Raw genomic sequence first — 16,174 nt, forward strand, 5'->3', positions numbered from 1 at the left:
CGCACTCAGCGATCGGCAACCGACCGCCTATCAGCCGCGTTCACAACCTCTAGAGGCAGGACACCTAGCTACTCACCGCGCGGCGCGTAGCGCCCGTGCAGCATCAGCGGGTTGCCGTCCGGGTCGGCGAAGAACGCCATGTGACACACGCCCGTGTCCACGATGTCGCCGAAGAACGTCACGCCCTTGCCCTCGAGGTGCCCGCGCAGACCCTTGACGTCGTCGGTGTGCAGCGCGATCGCGTTCGTGTTGGCCGCGAAGTCACGGCCCGCGGTCGACGGGTCCCACACGCTCAACGTCGTGCCGTCGAGGTCGAACTCCGAGAACGGCTTGTCCAGCGTGTGGTCCGACTGGACGAGGCCGAGCGTGTCCGTGTAGAACGCGGTGGCGCGCTCGGCGTCCTGCGTCGGGATCGGGACGAAGTCGACGCGCGTGATCGCGGGCGTGGTCGTGGTCATGCTTCGAGGCTACGGGCGGTTGCGGTCAACTTCTGACCGCAACAATTGCCGTTACCCTGCTGACCGAACCTGCGTACCGACTCGCGGATCGTGACAAAGTCAACGCACGTCATGACCCGCTTTGAAGCTCCCCCGCGCTCAGAGTTGCTCCGCCGTGTGCTCGGTTGTCTGTGCGATCACCCGCACGACAACACGCCCGAGTTGCTGTCCGCGCGGATCGCCGTCTTCGACACCGAAGCCGTCGCCGCCGCGTTGGAGGCGCTCGAGCAAGACTCCTACGTGCTCTCAGCCGGCGACCACTGGTCGCTCACGCGGCGCGGCTGGCTGGCCGCGCGCGCGTGCGAACAGCAGGTCGCCTAGGCCGCGGTCACATCCGCGCCGGCACGGTGATGCCGAGCAGGCCGAGGCCGCGCTCGAGCGTCGCCGCGGTGAGGTCGCACAGCGCGAGCCGCGACGCGCGCCGCTCCGGCGTGTCCGCCTTGAGCACCGGGCACGCCTCGTAGAAGCGGGTGTAGAGTCCGGCCAGCTCGTACAGGTACGTGCACAGCCGGTGCGGCTCGAGCGTCTCCGTCATCAGCTCGAGCACGTCGCCGAAGTCCGCGAGCTTGAGCACGAGCGTGCGCTCGATCGGCTCGTCCAGCGCCGTGACAGCGGTGGAGTGCTCGTCCGCGCGCTCGGCGATCGACGCCGCGCGCACGCACGCGTAGAGCATGTACGGCGCGGTGTTGCCGTCCAGCGCGAGCATCCGGTCGAAGCTGAAGATCAGGTCGCGCTGCCTCGACGTGGACAGGTCGGCGTACTTGACGGCGCCGATGCCCACCGCGCGCGCGATCGCGGCGCGCTCGTCCTCGGGCAGGTCGGCGTCGCGCTCGTCGACGATCGCCCGCGCCCGCTGCACGGCGCTGTCGAGCAGGTCGGTGAGCGGGACGGTGCCGCCCGCACGGGTCTTGAACGGCTTGCCGTCGTCGCCGAGCATCGCGCCGAACGGGACGTGCTCGGGCCGGACGCCGTTGATCCAGCCCGCGGTGCTCGCCGCGTCGAAGACCATCGCGAAGTGCTGGGCCTGGCGCGCGTCGGTGACGTAGATCATCCGGTCGGCCTTGAGCTCCTGCGCGCTGTGCCGGATGGTGGCGAGGTCGGTCGTGCCGTAGCCGTAGCCGCCGTCGGACTTGCGGACCATCAGCACGCTCGGCCGGCCGTCCTGGTCGGTGAAGCGCTCGGAGGCGACGACGACCGCGCCCTCGCTCTCGGTCGCGACACCGGCATTGAGCAGGTCCTCGACCGTGCCGGGCAGCAGCGGGTTGTAGAAGCTCTCCGCCATCAGGTGCTCGTCGGTGAGCGTGACGTCGAGTTGCGCGTAGATCGCGTTGATGTGCGCGAGCGAGACGTCGACGAGGTCCTGCCACAGGGCGAGCGTCTGCTCGTCACCGGCCTGCAGCGCGACGACGCGGCGCCGCGCGGCCTCCTTGAACTCGGCGTCCTCGTCGAAGCGCGCCTTGGCCTGGCGGTAGAGCTCGCCGAGCGCGGCGAAGTCCCGCAGGTGCTCGACGCCCGTGTCGAGCATGTGCTGCGTGAGCATCCCGAACTGCGTGCCCCAGTCGCCGAGGTGGTTGGCGCGGATCACGGTGTGGCCCTCGAACTCGAGCGCGCGCACGAGCGCGTCGCCGATCACCGTCGAGCGCAGGTGGCCGACGTGCATCTCCTTGGCGACGTTCGGCGCGCTGTAGTCGACATAGACCGTCTGCGGGTGCTCGGCGAGCGGCACCCCGAGCCGCTCGTCGCCCAGCGCGAACGTCGCCCACCTGGCGAGCGCGGCCGGGGCGAACGCGAGGTTGAGGAAGCCCGGGCCCGCGACCTGGACGCTGGTCAGCAGGCCGCCGGCGTCGCCGAGCTCGGCGGCGACCTTCTCGGCGATCGCGCGCGGCGGCTCGCCGACAACCTTGGCGAGCTTCATCGCGAAGTTGGCCTGCCAGTCGACGCCCGGCTGGCGGCTGGGCACGAGCAGCGGGTCGACGTCAGGCTGGCCGACGGCGCGCTCGATCGCCGCCGCCAGCGCTGCCCGCACGCCGTGGGAAGGCGGAAGAGGCGGCACGCGCTAAGACGCTAGCGCGCGTTGCCCTCAAATCCAGCCGAGCCGTCTCGCCGTCGCGACGGCCTCGTGGCGGTTCGCGGCGTCGAGCTTGCTCATCGCGTTTGAGAGGTAGTTGCGCACGGTGCCGGGCGAGAGCGCGGCGCGGTCGGCGATCTCGTCGATCGGCGCGCCGCTCGCGGCCAGCTCGAGCACGTCCGCCTCGCGCGGCGTGAGCGGGCTGTCCCCGGCGGCGATCGCCTCGGCCGCGAGCTCCGGGTCCACATGGCGCCCGCCCGCCTGCACGGTGCGCACGACCGAGGCGAGCGTCACCGACGACGTCGTCTTAGGCAGAAAGCCGCGCACCCCGGCCGCGAGCGCGCGCTTGAGGTGGCCCGGCCGGCCGTGGCTGGTCACGATCACGCACCCGCAGCGCGGCAGCCGTTGCGCGAGCTGCTCGGCGACGGCGATCCCGTCCAGCCCGGGCATCTGCAGGTCGAGCACGGCGACGTCGACGGCGTGCTCGACCGCCAGCCGCACGGCCTCGTCGCCGCGCGCGGCCTGCGCGACCACGTGCAGGTCGTCCTCGAGATCGAGCATCTGCCCGAGCGCGGTGCGGATCAGGTGCTCGTCGTCGGCGAGCAGGATGCGGATCATGCGGTCTCCTGGGAGCTGAGCGGGCCGGCGCCGGGGAACCGAGCCACCACGATCCAATGGTCGCCCTCGGCTCCGGCTTCGAGAGAGGCGCCGAGCGGCGCGAGCCGTTCCCGCAGGCCGCGCAGGCCCGAGCCGTCGGTGCCGTCGACCAGGTGGGCGCCGTCGTTGTCGATGCGCAGCTCGCCGTCGGCGAAGGCGATGCGCACGCAACCCGCGCTCGAGTGGCGCAGCACGTTGGTGACGCTCTCGCGCACGACCCAGCCGGCGGGCTCGTGCCACGCGCGCGGCAGCGCGCCGACGCTGAGCCGGACGTCGATGCCGGCCGAGCGCAGCAGCGAGCGCGCGCCCTCGAGCTCGTTGAGGAAGTTCGTGGACCGGTAGCCGCGTGCGAGCTCGCGCGCCTCGCGCAGCGCCTCGTGGGCAACCGTGCGCACCTCCAGCATGCGCCCGGCGGCGCGTTCGTCGCCGCGGGCCGCGAGCGTCGCGGCGAGCTCGGCCTGGACCGCGATCGTGGACAGCTGGCGGCCGAGGACGTCGTGGACGTCGCGCGAGAAGCGCAGCCGCTCTTCCACGACGGCCAGCTCGGCCTTGGCACGGCTGGCGTCGTCGAGCTCACGCACGATGCCGAGCAGCCACAGCGAGGCGCGGACGGTGAACACGAAGAAGGCGCTGACGAAGATCCCGGCGGCGACGCTGATGGGCTGGCCCCCGGTGATCCCGAACACCGCCGTGGGGACCAGGATGAGCGCGGGCAGGATGCGCCGGCCCGGGACGACCGCGAAGACCAGGATCGCGCTCGCGACCGCGATCAGGACCGCGGAGCCGCGCGGGTCGCCTTCCAGCCGCAGCTCGGCGAGCACGACGTACGCGGCGCTCGCGACCAGCAGCGGCGCCAGCCGCGGCCACGGCAGCGGGTGCACGTCCGGGAGGCGGTTCAGCAGCGTCTGCAGCGCCACGTGCGCGCACACGGTGACGACGAGCCCGCCGCCGAGCAGCTCGGCGACGGGCGTGGAGTCTTCGGCATTGACGACCGCGGTCAGCAGCGCGGAGGCGTTGAACCCCCACAGCACGGTGTACAGCGACCAGCGCGTGTAGAGGCCGACGCGCCCGACGCGCGACAGCTCCGACCAGCGCGGCCAGCGCACGTTCAGGACCGCGGCTCCCACCGCATCGAGCGCGAGGCCAGCGAGCACGCGGCGATGGTCCAGGCGGCCATGACGATCAGCGGCGGGCCGGCGGCGCTCCACGTCTCGGCGAAGCTCAGCGTCTTCTCCGTCGCTTCCGCGCCGTCGAAGCCGAACCAGCCGACGCGGACGAGCTCGTTCATCGCGGCGCCCGGCGTGGCGTCGATGATCCGGGCCAGCGTCTCGTTGCTGTCGGCCAGCGACGCGCCGAGCGGTCCGAGGGAGGCCAGGAGGATGATCGGCATGCTGGTCAGCTGTGCGGCTTCGGCGCTGCGGGTCCAGGCGGCGGTCCAGTACGCGAACGCCGTGAACATGATGACCGCCAGCACGGCAGCAGCGGCGTAGAGCACCGGGTTGACCGGCAGCGGCTGCTCGAACAGCTGCGACAACGGCACGACCACGGCGCTGATGACCAGCGCGCTGACGATCCCGGGCAGCGCGATCGAGACGATCATCTCGGCGTCACGCGTCTCCCCCGTCCGCATCCGCTTGAGCACGAGCTCGTCGCGGCGGCTGACGAACTGGGAGAGCACGTTGTAGTAGACGGGGAACAGTCCGACGACCAGGAACACGGTCGTGATCGAGGTCGCGCCCACGGCCGGGTCGCCGCGCTCGCCGGCGAGCATGATCAGGATCGGCAGGACCGGCAGCACGACGGCGTAGACGAACGCGAGCCGGTTGCGGGTCAGCAGGACCGCGTTCCAGCGCGCGAGGTTGAGCGTCCGCTTGAGGGAGAAGGCGGAGGTCATGCGAGGCTCCTTTCGGGGGTGCTGCCCGCGGGCGTCTGCGGGACGTCCGGATCGCGGCCGTCGGCGATGGCGAGGAAGACGCTCTCGAGGCTCGGGCTGCGGGCGTCGAGGTCGTCGAGGCGGACGTCCTGCGCCCGTGCCCACAGCATCAGCTCGGTCAGCGTCTCCTGCAGCGCGCTCGTCTCGAGCGTCGTGCGGTGATGCTCGCGCGTGACGCGCGTGAGGCCGGGCAGCTCGGGGACGTCGATGAGGCCCTCGAAGCTGATCATCGACGGGTGGCCCTCGGCGATCTGCGTGGGCGTGCCCGACCGGACGATCTCGCCGGCGTGCATGATCTCGAGCCGGTCGGCGAGCGTCTCCGCCTCCTCGAGGTAGTGCGTGGTGATCAGCACGGTTGCGCCGTGGTCGCGCAGGTCGGACACGAGGCGCCAGACCTCGCGCCGGCTCTCGGGGTCAAGCCCGGTCGTGGGCTCGTCGAGGATGACGAGCTCGGGGTCGCCCATCAGGGCGCAGGCGAGGTCGACGCGGCGCGTCTCGCCGCCGGAGAGCGCGAGCATGCGCACGTCGGCGCGCTCGGTGAGCGAGAGCCGCTCGAGCATCTCGTCGACCGGCAGCGGGTCCGAGAGCGTGCCGGCCCACTGGCGCAGCGTCTCGCGGACCGTGAGGTCGCCGGAGAAGCCGCTGCGCTGGAGCAGCACGCCGGTGCGGCGGCGGATCGCGCCGCGCTCGGAGATCGGGTCCATCCCGAGCACGCGGATCTCACCCGCGGTCGCGGGCGCGAGGCCTTCGATCACTTCCAGCGTGGACGTCTTGCCCGCGCCGTTCGTACCGAGCAGCGCGGTGATCGAGCCCGTGGGGACATCGAGGTCCACACCTCGGACAGCCTCGTAGGCGGAGGGTCCCTGCCCGTAGGTTCGACGCAGGCCGCGGACCTGGACCGCCGGCTTGGAACCTGGGTTCGTGTTCATGCCCCCAAGGTCGCGAGCCGGCGGCGGCCCGTGTAGTACCGAGACTCACCAATTGCCCATGACGTCTGTCATGGGCGCGGCGGCGTCAGCAGCCCCAGCGCGGGTTGCAGATGCCCCCGTCGCGCATGATGATCCCCTGGGTGGGGACGCCGGCGGGGTTGACGTTCGCCGTGGCGCCGGAGACGGCCACGGGCGAGGCGGAAACAGGCCCGGCGAGCAGCGCGAACGCGGCCGTCGGGATCACGAGTGCGGCGAGCAGGCGGCGAAGCATCGAAGCGTCCTCTCGGAGGTGTGCGGGAACGCTGCGCAGCCTCGCGCCGCCTCCGGGGAGCAACCATGGGGGAAACCCCTTGACTTACACCCCGGGGGTGCGCAGGAGCGCTTCGATCTCGGCCGCGGTGTACGGGCGGTCGCGCAGGAGCGTGTGGAGGCAGATGCCCTCCACCAGGGCCTGGAAGGCCTGCCGGTCGGTGCCGGTGAGGGTCGGCGCGAACGTGTCGGCGATCACGTCGAGCCACGCGAAGGCCTGGTCGCGCAACTGCGGGCGCCGGATCGCGAGCAGGTACAGCTCGTAACAGGCGATCCACTGGCCGCGGTGGTCGCGCACCTCGTCGGCGAGCAGCTGCGCGAGGCGGCCCAGGCTGCGGTCACCCTCGGCGCGCAGGGCGGCGACGAGATCGTCCGTGACCTGGTTGAGCGCGGTCGCGGCGAGCTCGTCGATGCCCCGGAAGTGGTAGCTCGCGGAGGCGAGCGGGACGCCGGCCTGCTCGGCCACGGCGCGGTGCGTCAGGCCGGCGAGGCCGTCGCGCTCGATCACGGCCAGCGTGGCCTCGATCAGCTGGTGGCGGCGGGCCTCGCCGCGGGCGCGGCGCCCGTCGGGCTCGGTCAATGCGCGCCTCCGGCTTCGAGCGCGAACACGCCGGCGACGACCAGCGCGAGCCCGCCGATCTGGATCGTGGTCAGCGTCTCGCCGAAGATCGGGACGCTGAGGATCGCGACGGCGGCGACACCCACGGCGGCCCAGATGCCGTACGCGATGCCGAGTGGCAGGTCCCGCTGGAGCGCGAGCGTGAGCAGGGTGAAAGCGGCGATGTAGCCGACGACGACCACGACGCTGAAGCCGAGCTTGGAGAAGCCCTCGGACGCCCGCAGGCTCATGGTGGCGATGACTTCGACGCTGATCGCGCCGGCGAGGAAGACGTATCCCATGTCGAGCACCCTTTTCTGAACGATCTTCTAGGAAGTTCGTTCAACTTTAGCGTGTCACGTTGTGGCGTTCAACCGGAAGAGTTCAGTGGTGGCCGATTTCAGCCAGCTGAGCGACGAGGAGCTGCTCCGGCGCACACCCCGTGACGCGGCGGCGTTCGACGCGTTCTACGTGCGCCACGAGCGGCTCGTGCTCGGGTACCTGCGCAAGCGCACGGCGTCCGCGGACGTCGCGATCGACCTCGCGGCGGAGACGTTCGTCGCCGCGCTGGCGTCGGTGAAGCGCTACCGCGCGTCCGAAGGGCCGGCCGTCGCGTGGCTGCTCGGGATCGCCCGGCACAAGCTGCTGCGCTCGGTCGAGCGCGGCCGGGTGCAGGAGCGCGCGCGGCGCAAGCTGGGCGCGCCGCGCCTGGAGCTGATCGACGAGCGGCTCGAGCGCGTGGACCAGCTCGGCAACCGGTCGGTGGACGACCTGCTCGCGCAGCTGCGCCCGCGGGAGGCGGAGGCGATCCGCGCGCGGGTGATCGAGGAGCTGACCTATCCGGAGCTGGCCGAGCGGATGCGCTGCTCGACGCTCGTCGCGCGCAAGCACGTGAGCCGCGGGCTGCTGACCCTGAGAACGATCATGGAGCACGACGATGTCTGACGTCCCGGAGCTGCGCGCGCTCGTGCGCGAGGTGGCGGAGCGGCGCGCGCGCCGCCGGCGCACGACGCTCGGCCTGCGGCTGGTCGCGGTTCCGGCCGTGGCGGCCGCGGCGTTCGCGTACGTGGCCGGCGGGGACCGCCGCAGCGACGAGCGGCCGGTCGTGGCGGGGCCGACGACCACGGCGACGGCGACCCCCGCACCGAATCCGTTCACGCCGAACCGCCGCGATCCTTCCACCCCGCCCGCGACGCTCGCCCAGGCGCGCGCCCAGGCCGAGGCGGCGTTCGGCCTGTTCCGGCGCGCTGCGCGCGCCTCCGACCAGCCCGCCTCACGCCTGAAACCGCGCTTCGTCGTCCCGCAGCAGCCGGACTGGGACCGGGCGCGCCTGGTCAAGCAGCGCGGCGACGTCCGCGAGTTCGTCATGCCGGGCCTGTGGGACGGCATCCCGGGACTGTGCACGGTCGGCCAGCGCGGGCAGCGGACGCTGGGCGTGATCTGCAACCCCGGCTTCCCGCGCGTCGACTTCCCGTCCTGGACGCGCACGACGCACCGCGAGGGCCCGATCTACCTCCTGCTGTTCCCGGACGGCGTCGAGCGCGTGACGCTGCACCTGAAATCGGGCAAGACCGTCGAGAAGCGCGTGCGCGGGAACGTCCTCGAGTTCCAGCAGCGCGGCCTGCATGAGATCGTCTGGCGCGATGCGTCCGGGACCGAGTACCGCAAGCGGCTGGTCATCTAGGGACCGCGCCGCGATCCGGCGCCTGCTCGGGGACGTCGAGATCGTCCCGCTCGGCGCGGGCCTCGACCACCGCGCCTACGCGGTCGGCGACCGGCTGGTCGCACGCTTCGGCGACGGCGTCGAGCAGGAGGCGAGGCTGCTCGCGCAGATCGCGCCGCAGCTCCCCCTCCCCGTTCCCGAGCCGGTGATCGTCGGCGCGGGCTGCATCGTCCAGCGGCGCATCCCGGGCCGGCCACTGCTGGAGCGCCCGCGCGCCGACCGTGTCGCGTTCGCGCCGCAGCTGCTCGAGTTCGCGGCCGCGGTGCACGCGCTCGAAGGCGTCGACGCGCCGCTCGACGACACGCCGCCCGAGGCCTGGCTCGACGACCGGGCCGGCGTCGCGGTGCCCGCCCCGGCCACGCGGCTCACCTTCATCCACGGCGACCTCGGCGCTGAGCACGTCTTCGCCGACGGTGACCGCATCACCGGCATCATCGACTGGGGCGACGCCGCGATCGGCGACCCCGCGATCGATCTCGGCCGGCTGATGCGCGACTTCGGCACGCCCGGCGACGAGCGGGCGCGCTTCTACGCGATCTGCACCGCGCTCGAGGACCTCGACTACGGCGTCCCGCTGTACGTCGAGAACGCGCGCGCCGCACTCGCGGCGCTGCACTGATCAGATCAGCGCGAACGAGTCGTGGGAGATCGCCCGCCAGCGCTCCCCCTCGCGCCGCAGCGAGACGCTGAGGATCGGCCCGGGCTGCAGCCCGGTGAACCAGACGCTCGCCGTCCCGTCCTCGCGCACCGCGATGCTGTTGAGCTCGAAGTCGCCCTCGGCGTGGACGCTGCGACCGCGGATGAGCTTGCGCACGTGCGCGGTGGCCACGCGCGCGACGAGCTGCTCCTCGGCCGTCTCGGGAAGATGCCGCTCACCCAGATCGGATTCGCCGGCCGGCCCCGACGTCACGGCCGCGACGACGACGAAGCCCGCGAAGCCGAAGGCCGGTACCAACGCGAGGACCAACCAGCGCATCACCGGTACTACGCGCGCGGCGCGCGTTCGTCACGCGATGTTCGCCAGCCGCCCCGCGAGCGCCTCAGGCGCGCGGGCGAGCTGGACGGCGGCCGCGCCGAGCACCTCGGCGTGCTCGCCGAGGCTGCCGCGCACGACGCGGACGGCGCGCGCCGCGGGCAGGATCGCGCGGCGGTCGACGGCCTCGCGGATCGGCTCGAGCAGCGTGTCGCCGGCCGCCGCCAGCTCGCCGCCGATGATCACGAGCTCTGGGTTGAGCAGGTTCACGACGCCCGCGATCGCGCGGCCCACCGCCGCGCCGGTGTCCGTCACCGCGCGGCGCGCACCGCGGTCGCCGGACTCGAGCAGCTCGAGGACCCGCGCGAACGTCATCGCCTCACCGCGGCTGCGGCCGAGCAGGTCCGCGACCGCGTCCGACGTCGCGAGCGTCTCCAGGCAGCCGCGATTGCCGCAGCGGCAGATCAGGCCATCCTCGATCACCGGCGTGTGCCCGAGCTCGCCCGCGACCCCGGCCACGCCGCCGTAGGACTCGCCGTTGAGGATCAAGCCGAGCCCGACGCCGCCCGAGAGCTGCAGGTAGACCAAGTCGCTGACGCCGCGGCCCGCGCCGAACAGGTGCTCGCCCATCGCGCCGGCGTTCGCGTCGTTGACGACCTGCACGGGCAGGCCCAGGCGGCGCTCGAGCTCGGCGGCGGGCTGCACGCCGTCCCAGCGCGGCAGGACGCCCTCGGCGTAGATGAGCCCGGTGACGGCGTCCACGGGTGCGGCCAGGCCGACCCCGGCGCCGACGACGTGCGCGGGCGACACGCCCGCCTCGGCCAGCGCGGCGCTCGTGAGTCGATGGGCGACGTCGAACGAGCTGAGCGGGTGCGTGTCGGTGTCGTTGGCGGCCCACTGGTCGCCGACGATCCGGCCGCCGAGGTCACAGACCGCGCTGCGCACGTGGCGGTGCCCGAAGTCGAGCCCGACCGCGTACGCGGCGCGCGGCGCGAGTGAGACCTGCAGCGGCGGGCGGCCGATCGCGGGCGGCCGCTCGTCGTCGAGCTCGTAGCGCTGCTGCTCGACCATGCCGGCCACCTCCAGCTCGTGGAGCAGCGCGGTGACCGTCGCGCGCGAGAGTCCCAGCGAGCGCCCGAGGTCGGCCCGGCTGCGCGCGGGATGGCGGAGCAGCGCGTGCAGCATCCGCACCCGGTTGGCGTGCCGGACGCTCGGGGTCGGTGACTCGTTTAAGCTCACTTCGCCAGCAGAAGGTAGACGGTTCGGCGACTGCGCGCCCGCACGATGCTCACGCACGCTCGTAAACGTCAGCGAAGCGGCACGATCACCTTGTGCGTACGGCGGCCGGTGAGGGCACGGACGCGAACCGTGACCCAGCGCACGCGCGCGGCGTCGTCCAGCACCAGGCGGTAGCTGCGCCGCCGCCCACCCCACAGCGCGTTCAGCGCGACCGCCTCGCCGCCCTTCGTGAGCATTCCCTCCACCGACAGCAGCGTCTCGGTCGCGGACCCGGTCATGCGCCAGCGCACCTCGACGCGGCCGCCCGAGATCCGCCGGGCACGCACGTCGGTCACGCGCGGGAACGGGAGTGCGGGCACGCGCGTCAGCGACACGCGTCCCGTCGCGCGGGCGACGATCTGCGAGCCCGGAGCGCTCGCCCGCACGACGATCCGGATCGGAGCGGCCCGCGGCGCGGCGATCGCCCGCGCGAACGGCCGGAAGCGCACGATCGCGGTGCCGGCACGGGTGAGCGAGCGCTCGACGGCCTGAACGCCGCGGCCCGGGATGGAGACGCGCAGGTCGCACGCGGCGCTGCAGCGGACGGGCAGCACCAGCGGTTGTCCGGGTCGCAGCGCGCGCTCGCGCGGCCGGCCGATCGTCACCCGGGGCGCCGGCCGCTGCGCCGCGGCCGGGCGGCCCTCGACGGCGTAGTGCAGGCGCGCGGGGCCGCTCTCGCGGAACCGGTCGTGGTTCGTCCACGCCAGCGCGCGCCGCCCGTCGGGGAGCATGAGCAGCGACAGGCCATCGGCGGCCCGCAGCGTTCCGCCGAGCCGCTGGCGCTCGACGATCGTCGTGCCCGAGAGCGTCACGATGCGGGCGCCGTCGTCCGGCCACGCCACGAGTGCGCGCCCGTCGGGCGCGATCGCGGCGTGCAGCGGCGACGCCGGGAACACCACCGGCTCGCCGGCGCCGAAGCCGAAGCTCTGGTCCGCAGGCGCGGGCACGATCACCACGGGCGGGCCGAAGGCACCGAGCGCCTCGCGCGTCGCCGCGCCGGTCGTGCCTTGGCCTTCGGTGTGCCACGCGACGACCGCGCGCCCGCCGGGGCCGAACCCGACCGCCATCAGATCCGCGTTGATCGCACCCGCCGGGTCGGTGAGCACCTGCGGAGCGCCGAAGGCGCCGCCGGGAGGCCGCTCGAGCACGGCGACGCCCGCGCCCGTCGAGGCGGCGACCAGCGCCCGCCCGTCCGGCGCGACGCCGAGCGCGAGGCCGGAGAAGCCCGGCGGCACCGGCGAGGCGGGACCGAACGGCGCGTTCGCTGGAGCGATGCGCAGCGTCTGCACGCTGTCCGAGCCCCGCGGCTCGCGCAGCATCAGCACCGTCTCACCGTCCGCGGCCATCCCGACCGCGACGCCGGCCGAGCCGCCGAACGAGCGCCACGGCACGAGGTCCTCGGGCGGGCCGAACACGCCACCCGCCGGGCGGCGCGCGATCCGCATGCGCAGCCGCCGCGGCGGATAGGCCATCTCCGCCCACGCCACGACGGCGTCACCGCGCGGCGAGACAGCCACGCTGAGCTCGAAGACGTCCCGGGCGGCGGCGAGCGTCACCGGTGCGCCGAATCCGCCGCCGCCCGGCTCCCGCAGGGCCACCCGCACCGCCCGGTCTGTCGCGCCGGCCGCCACCGCCGCGCCGCTCGCATCCGCGGCGACGCGTGGGCATCCGGGGAGCCGGCCGAACGGCACACGGACCGGTGCGCCCACTCCGTCCACGCCCGCCACCAACACCTCGGCGCCACCCGCCGCCCAACACGAGAGCTCGCCAGGCGCACCCGTCGGCGCCAGGCACCCGGTGCCCTTCGCCAGGTCCTGATAGGACACCTCGCCGAGCGGCGCGGCCGCGGCGCTCCCCGGAAACGCGAGCGCCAGGAGCATCGCAAGTTGACGGAGCGCGCTTGAGGTGCCGATCACGCGGGAATCCTCCTACACAACAGCTTCTAGGAGGATCACATGGCACGTACCGAGACCTACGACGACACCGTCAAACCGCGCAAAGGGCTGTCCCTGGCGAAGGGACCCGTCGCGATCGTCGGCATCGCCTCCCTCGTGTTCGGCGTGCTCGGGTTCATCTTCGCGAACCAGAGCTTCACGATGGACATCCCCGACGGGACCGTGAACGGCAGCACGTTCCTCGGCGTCGAGGGCAACGGCTGGACGTGGGCGCTGTTCGCCGCCGCCGGTCTTCTGCTGCTGCTCGGCGCGCCGGTGCACTGGGGCGCGAAGTCGATGGCGTTCATGGTCGGCGTCGCGATGATCGTCGGCGCGCTGATCGCGCTCTCCGACGGCACGGACATCCTCGGCCTGATCGCCACCAACAACTGGACCAAGCTCATCATGGGCGCGATGGGCGCCGGCCTGATCCTGCTCGCGATGATGCCGCGCATCGGCAAGCGCCGCGGCGGCGCGCCCCAGAACGTGCGCCGCGAACGTGAGCTCGAGTCCGAGCGCCGCTTCGACCGCGACCGTGACCAAGACACGGTTTCGAACGGCCGCGCAACCGCCTCGCACAGCTCGCACGAGGACCGCCGGTAACTGCTGGCCACCGCGGCCGGCCCGGGGAGGAGTACCCGGGCCGGCCGCGGCCGCCTGTCTGTCCACGGCGCCGTCGTAGACAAATTCGATGGGATCATCCACAAATCCACCGGCCGGGTCAATGGGGCCGGGCGATGAGTTTCGGCGAGGCGCGTCGTCTTAGTCGGTGACATGAACAAAGACGCCGTGCTGATCGTCAACGCCGACACCGACGAGGTGCTCGGCTACGTCGACGCGACCCGCCCCGATCTGGCGCTCGTCGACTCACTCGCGCGCATGCAGCTGCGCGCCCGCCGGCGCGGTCAGCGCGTGCGGTTGCAGAACGTGTCCCCGGATCTACGCGGGCTGCTGGAGCTCGTCGGCCTCACCGACGTGCTCGCCGTCGAGCCGCAGCGGGAGCCCGAACTCCGCGAACAGCTCCGGGTAGATGAAGTGGTGCAGCCCCGAGATCCGCCCGGCTGAGGTCTCCATCACGACGACCGCCCAGCCGGCGTAGTCGCCCTCCGGCGTCGGGTTGTAGATGCCGAACGCCGGACCGCCGTTGGCCGACGTCACGAGCACCTTCGAGCCCTCGCACTTGGCGCCCTTGCCCCGCATGAAGGCCTCGATCTGCTCCGGCCCGACGACCCACAGCGGGAACGGCGGCATGCTGAACGCCGCGTCGTCCTTGAGCAGCGCGGTCAGCGCCGTCATGTCGTAGGCCTCGAACGCCTTGACGTACTTGCTCAGCAGCTCCTTCTGCTCGGCCTCGTCGACCTCCGCGGCGCCGCTCTCGTCGAGGTCCAGCTGCTCGATCGTCGCGCGCGCCCGCTGCAGCGCGCTGTTGACCGAGGCGACGCTCGTGTCCAGCAGGTCGGCGACCTCGGACGCCTGCCAGCGCAGCACCTCGCGCAGGATCAGCACGGCGCGCTGCTTGGGCGGCAGGTTCTGCAGCGCGGCCACGAACGCGAGCCGCAGCGACTCCTTGGAGGCCGCCAGCTCGGCGGGATCGGCGGTCGGCTCGAGCACCTTCACATCCGCGATCGGGCGCACCCACGCGCTGTCGACGATCATCTCGCCGAGCGGGCCGTCCGCGCTGGAGCTCGGCCCCATGTCCATCGGCGTCGCGCGCCGCTGCGCGCTGCCGAGCATGTCGAGGCAGACGTTGTTCGCGATCCGGAACAGCCACGCCTTCAGCGCGCCGCGCTCCTGCAGCTTGTCCGCCGACTTCCACGCCCGGACCATCGTCTCCTGCACCGCGTCTTCGGCCTCGGCCCCCGATCCGATCATCCGGTAGCAGTAGCCCGTGAGGGCCTTGCGGTAGGTCTCGAGCTCCTGCTCGATCGGGGCTTCGGCGGTCCGCGGCATCACCCGGAACTCTAACCGGGGTGGACCTCGGATCCACCCTGGGTGGCTTCGGTGTGGCCGGGCGGGGTACGACCGTGGTCGGCATGCGCCTGATCGAACCGCTGCTGGCCGCGGCCGTCGCCGCCGCACCCACCTGGTCGCACGAGCGCCTGACCAGCGCGCTGGACGGACGCGGCGCGAGCTACGACGCCATCGTCGCCGGCCTGAGCGGCGGCCTGATCGGCGCGACCTTCGGCGACTGCGCGAGCGGCTTCGCGCCGTTGGCGGCAACCGCGCCGCCGCCCGTGACCGAGCTGCGCGAGGAGCTGTGGGCCGGCCCGATCGCCACGGCCGACCACTACACCGCCGTGCTCAACACCCAGCGCTGCGGCGGCACGAGGATGGACCTCGCCGCCGTGGCCGCCGACGGGCGCGTGCTCAGCCGCGCCCCGCTTCCGGTGCGTGGGTACGCGCAGCCCGTCGAGCTCGCTCCCGGCGCCGTCGCGTGGGCGGAGCACCTCTCCGACACGCGCGTGCGGGTGCGCGCGCTCGTCGGCGGCAAGGCCGTCACGCTGGCGAGTGAGCCCGACGCAGGCGACCTCGATCCCGGCGTGGACGAGCTGACCGTGACAACGGCGCCGGACGGCCGCGTCCTCGTGGCCTGGTCCACGCAGGACCACGTGCGGGCGGCGATCGTCTCGCGGTCCGGGAAGCCGGGGCTTCCCGTCACCGTCGGGCGCTCGCTGGACATGGCGACCCCGGTCGCCGCCCTCGGCACGGGCGGGCGCGCGGTCGTCGCGTGGAGCACCCGCGACGGCGGCGAGGAGCAGAACGAGCGCACCCGCGTGTACGCGGCCGTGCGCGCCGGTGGGCGCTTCCGGCCCGCCCAGTTGCTGGACCGCGCGCGCACGCTCTCGGCGTTCGCGGACGACCCCGACGGGGACGCGCGCGTGGCGCTCGCGCCGGATGGCCGCGCGCTCGCGAGTTGGACCGCGCTCGTGCGCGGGGAGCGCAAGGCCGTCCGCGTGGCCGCCGCGCGCCCGGGCCAACGGTTCGGCGCGCGACGCACGCTCACGGCGGACGGCACCGGGGCCGACGTCGCGTTCACGGGTGACAGCCGCCCGCTGGTCACCTGGGCCGCCCGCGGCGCGGTCTACCTCGAGCGCAACGGGCGGCGCGAGAAGGTCGCGGCAACGGACGGGCCGCACGCCCCGCGCGTGTCGGTGCTCGCGGACGGCCGCGTGCGGGTGACGTGGCGCACCGGCTTCCAGCCGGCGCTGCACGTCGCCACCGACTGAGCCTAGGCATCACCTATGCAGTAGTCCGATTTTGACTAGGATGCCGGT

The 16,174-nt window shown here is 73.2% G+C and carries 19 protein-coding genes; 6 read left to right on the forward strand and 13 right to left on the reverse strand.

The annotated features are described in order from the left end of the window. Positions 1-68: 68 nt before the first annotated feature. The gene (locus OJ962_RS12980) at positions 69-458 is read right to left on the reverse strand and encodes a VOC family protein (protein ID WP_202958425.1); all 390 of its coding nucleotides are present in this window, start codon (positions 456-458) and stop codon (positions 69-71) included. A gap of 156 nt (positions 459-614) precedes the next feature. On the opposite strand from OJ962_RS12980, the gene OJ962_RS12985 reads away from it, so the two are divergent. Further along, the gene (locus tag OJ962_RS12985; RefSeq protein ID WP_202958426.1) at positions 615-818 is read left to right on the forward strand and encodes a hypothetical protein; all 204 of its coding nucleotides are present in this window, start codon (positions 615-617) and stop codon (positions 816-818) included. Between the two features lie 7 nt (positions 819-825). On the opposite strand, the gene argS is transcribed toward OJ962_RS12985, so the two are convergent. The 8 genes from argS to OJ962_RS13025 form a co-directional block, all read right to left on the reverse strand. Next, positions 826-2,550: an arginine--tRNA ligase gene (gene argS / locus OJ962_RS12990; protein WP_202958427.1), complete on the reverse strand. Its 1,725-nt coding sequence runs from the start codon at positions 2,548-2,550 to the stop codon at positions 826-828. A gap of 27 nt (positions 2,551-2,577) precedes the next feature. Then, positions 2,578-3,183 (reverse strand): response regulator transcription factor, encoded by a 606-nt coding sequence (locus tag OJ962_RS12995; protein ID WP_202958428.1) that lies wholly within the window; start codon positions 3,181-3,183, stop codon positions 2,578-2,580. Next, a complete protein-coding gene (locus tag OJ962_RS13000; protein WP_202958429.1) occupies positions 3,180-4,376 on the reverse strand; it encodes a sensor histidine kinase in 1,197 nt (398 codons plus the stop codon). Before OJ962_RS13000 ends, OJ962_RS12995 begins: the two co-directional genes overlap by 4 nt. After that, positions 4,331-5,116, reverse strand: coding sequence for a hypothetical protein (locus OJ962_RS13005; RefSeq protein WP_202958430.1), 786 nt, complete (start codon positions 5,114-5,116; stop codon positions 4,331-4,333). The genes OJ962_RS13000 and OJ962_RS13005 overlap by 46 nt, the downstream gene beginning before the upstream one ends. Beyond that, complete coding sequence (locus tag OJ962_RS13010; RefSeq protein WP_202958431.1) at positions 5,113-6,084, reverse strand: ABC transporter ATP-binding protein; 972 nt, start codon at positions 6,082-6,084, stop codon at positions 5,113-5,115. The genes OJ962_RS13005 and OJ962_RS13010 overlap by 4 nt, the downstream gene beginning before the upstream one ends. 85 nt (positions 6,085-6,169) lie before the next feature. Then, positions 6,170-6,355 carry a hypothetical protein gene (locus OJ962_RS13015; protein ID WP_202958432.1) on the reverse strand — a complete coding sequence of 62 codons (186 nt, stop codon included), beginning with the start codon at positions 6,353-6,355 and terminating at the stop codon, positions 6,170-6,172. Between the two features lie 84 nt (positions 6,356-6,439). Continuing rightward, positions 6,440-6,973: a TetR/AcrR family transcriptional regulator gene (locus tag OJ962_RS13020; RefSeq protein WP_202958433.1), complete on the reverse strand. Its 534-nt coding sequence runs from the start codon at positions 6,971-6,973 to the stop codon at positions 6,440-6,442. Next, positions 6,970-7,293, reverse strand: coding sequence for a DMT family transporter (locus OJ962_RS13025; RefSeq protein ID WP_202958434.1), 324 nt, complete (start codon positions 7,291-7,293; stop codon positions 6,970-6,972). The genes OJ962_RS13020 and OJ962_RS13025 overlap by 4 nt, the downstream gene beginning before the upstream one ends. 88 nt (positions 7,294-7,381) lie before the next feature. Here OJ962_RS13025 and OJ962_RS13030 point away from each other — a divergent pair, with 88 nt between their 5' ends. The 3 genes from OJ962_RS13030 to OJ962_RS13040 are packed head-to-tail and all read left to right on the forward strand — an operon-like array spanning position 7,382 to position 9,333. Continuing rightward, a complete protein-coding gene (locus tag OJ962_RS13030; RefSeq protein ID WP_202958435.1) occupies positions 7,382-7,936 on the forward strand; it encodes an RNA polymerase sigma factor in 555 nt (184 codons plus the stop codon). Next, positions 7,929-8,675, forward strand: a complete 747-nt coding sequence (locus OJ962_RS13035; RefSeq protein ID WP_202958436.1) for a hypothetical protein — start codon at positions 7,929-7,931, stop codon at positions 8,673-8,675. The genes OJ962_RS13030 and OJ962_RS13035 overlap by 8 nt, the downstream gene beginning before the upstream one ends. Beyond that, positions 8,635-9,333, forward strand: coding sequence for a phosphotransferase family protein (locus tag OJ962_RS13040; RefSeq protein ID WP_202958437.1), 699 nt, complete (start codon positions 8,635-8,637; stop codon positions 9,331-9,333). The genes OJ962_RS13035 and OJ962_RS13040 overlap by 41 nt, the downstream gene beginning before the upstream one ends. Here OJ962_RS13040 and OJ962_RS13045 read toward each other — a convergent pair whose 3' ends face one another. The 3 genes from OJ962_RS13045 to OJ962_RS13055 form a co-directional block, all read right to left on the reverse strand. After that, the gene (locus tag OJ962_RS13045) at positions 9,334-9,690 is read right to left on the reverse strand and encodes a hypothetical protein (RefSeq protein ID WP_202958438.1); all 357 of its coding nucleotides are present in this window, start codon (positions 9,688-9,690) and stop codon (positions 9,334-9,336) included. A gap of 30 nt (positions 9,691-9,720) precedes the next feature. Continuing rightward, complete coding sequence (locus OJ962_RS13050) at positions 9,721-10,926, reverse strand: ROK family transcriptional regulator (RefSeq protein ID WP_202958439.1); 1,206 nt, start codon at positions 10,924-10,926, stop codon at positions 9,721-9,723. Positions 10,927-10,994: 68 nt separating this feature from the next. Further along, entirely contained in the window at positions 10,995-12,881 is a 1,887-nt protein-coding gene (locus OJ962_RS13055; protein WP_202958440.1) for a hypothetical protein, read from the reverse strand. Between the two features lie 39 nt (positions 12,882-12,920). Here OJ962_RS13055 and OJ962_RS13060 point away from each other — a divergent pair, with 39 nt between their 5' ends. Continuing rightward, positions 12,921-13,502, forward strand: coding sequence for a hypothetical protein (locus tag OJ962_RS13060; protein WP_202958441.1), 582 nt, complete (start codon positions 12,921-12,923; stop codon positions 13,500-13,502). Positions 13,503-13,838: 336 nt separating this feature from the next. On the opposite strand, the gene OJ962_RS13065 is transcribed toward OJ962_RS13060, so the two are convergent. Then, the gene (locus OJ962_RS13065; protein WP_202958442.1) at positions 13,839-14,849 is read right to left on the reverse strand and encodes a sigma-70 family RNA polymerase sigma factor; all 1,011 of its coding nucleotides are present in this window, start codon (positions 14,847-14,849) and stop codon (positions 13,839-13,841) included. Positions 14,850-14,932: 83 nt separating this feature from the next. Between OJ962_RS13065 and OJ962_RS13070 the strand changes: the two genes are divergently transcribed. Further along, complete coding sequence (locus OJ962_RS13070) at positions 14,933-16,126, forward strand: hypothetical protein (RefSeq protein ID WP_270006387.1); 1,194 nt, start codon at positions 14,933-14,935, stop codon at positions 16,124-16,126. Positions 16,127-16,174: the final 48 nt, after the last annotated feature.

It is taken from the genome of Solirubrobacter deserti (genome assembly GCF_027587175.1).
GTDB classification, from domain to species: domain Bacteria; phylum Actinomycetota; class Thermoleophilia; order Solirubrobacterales; family Solirubrobacteraceae; genus Solirubrobacter; species Solirubrobacter deserti.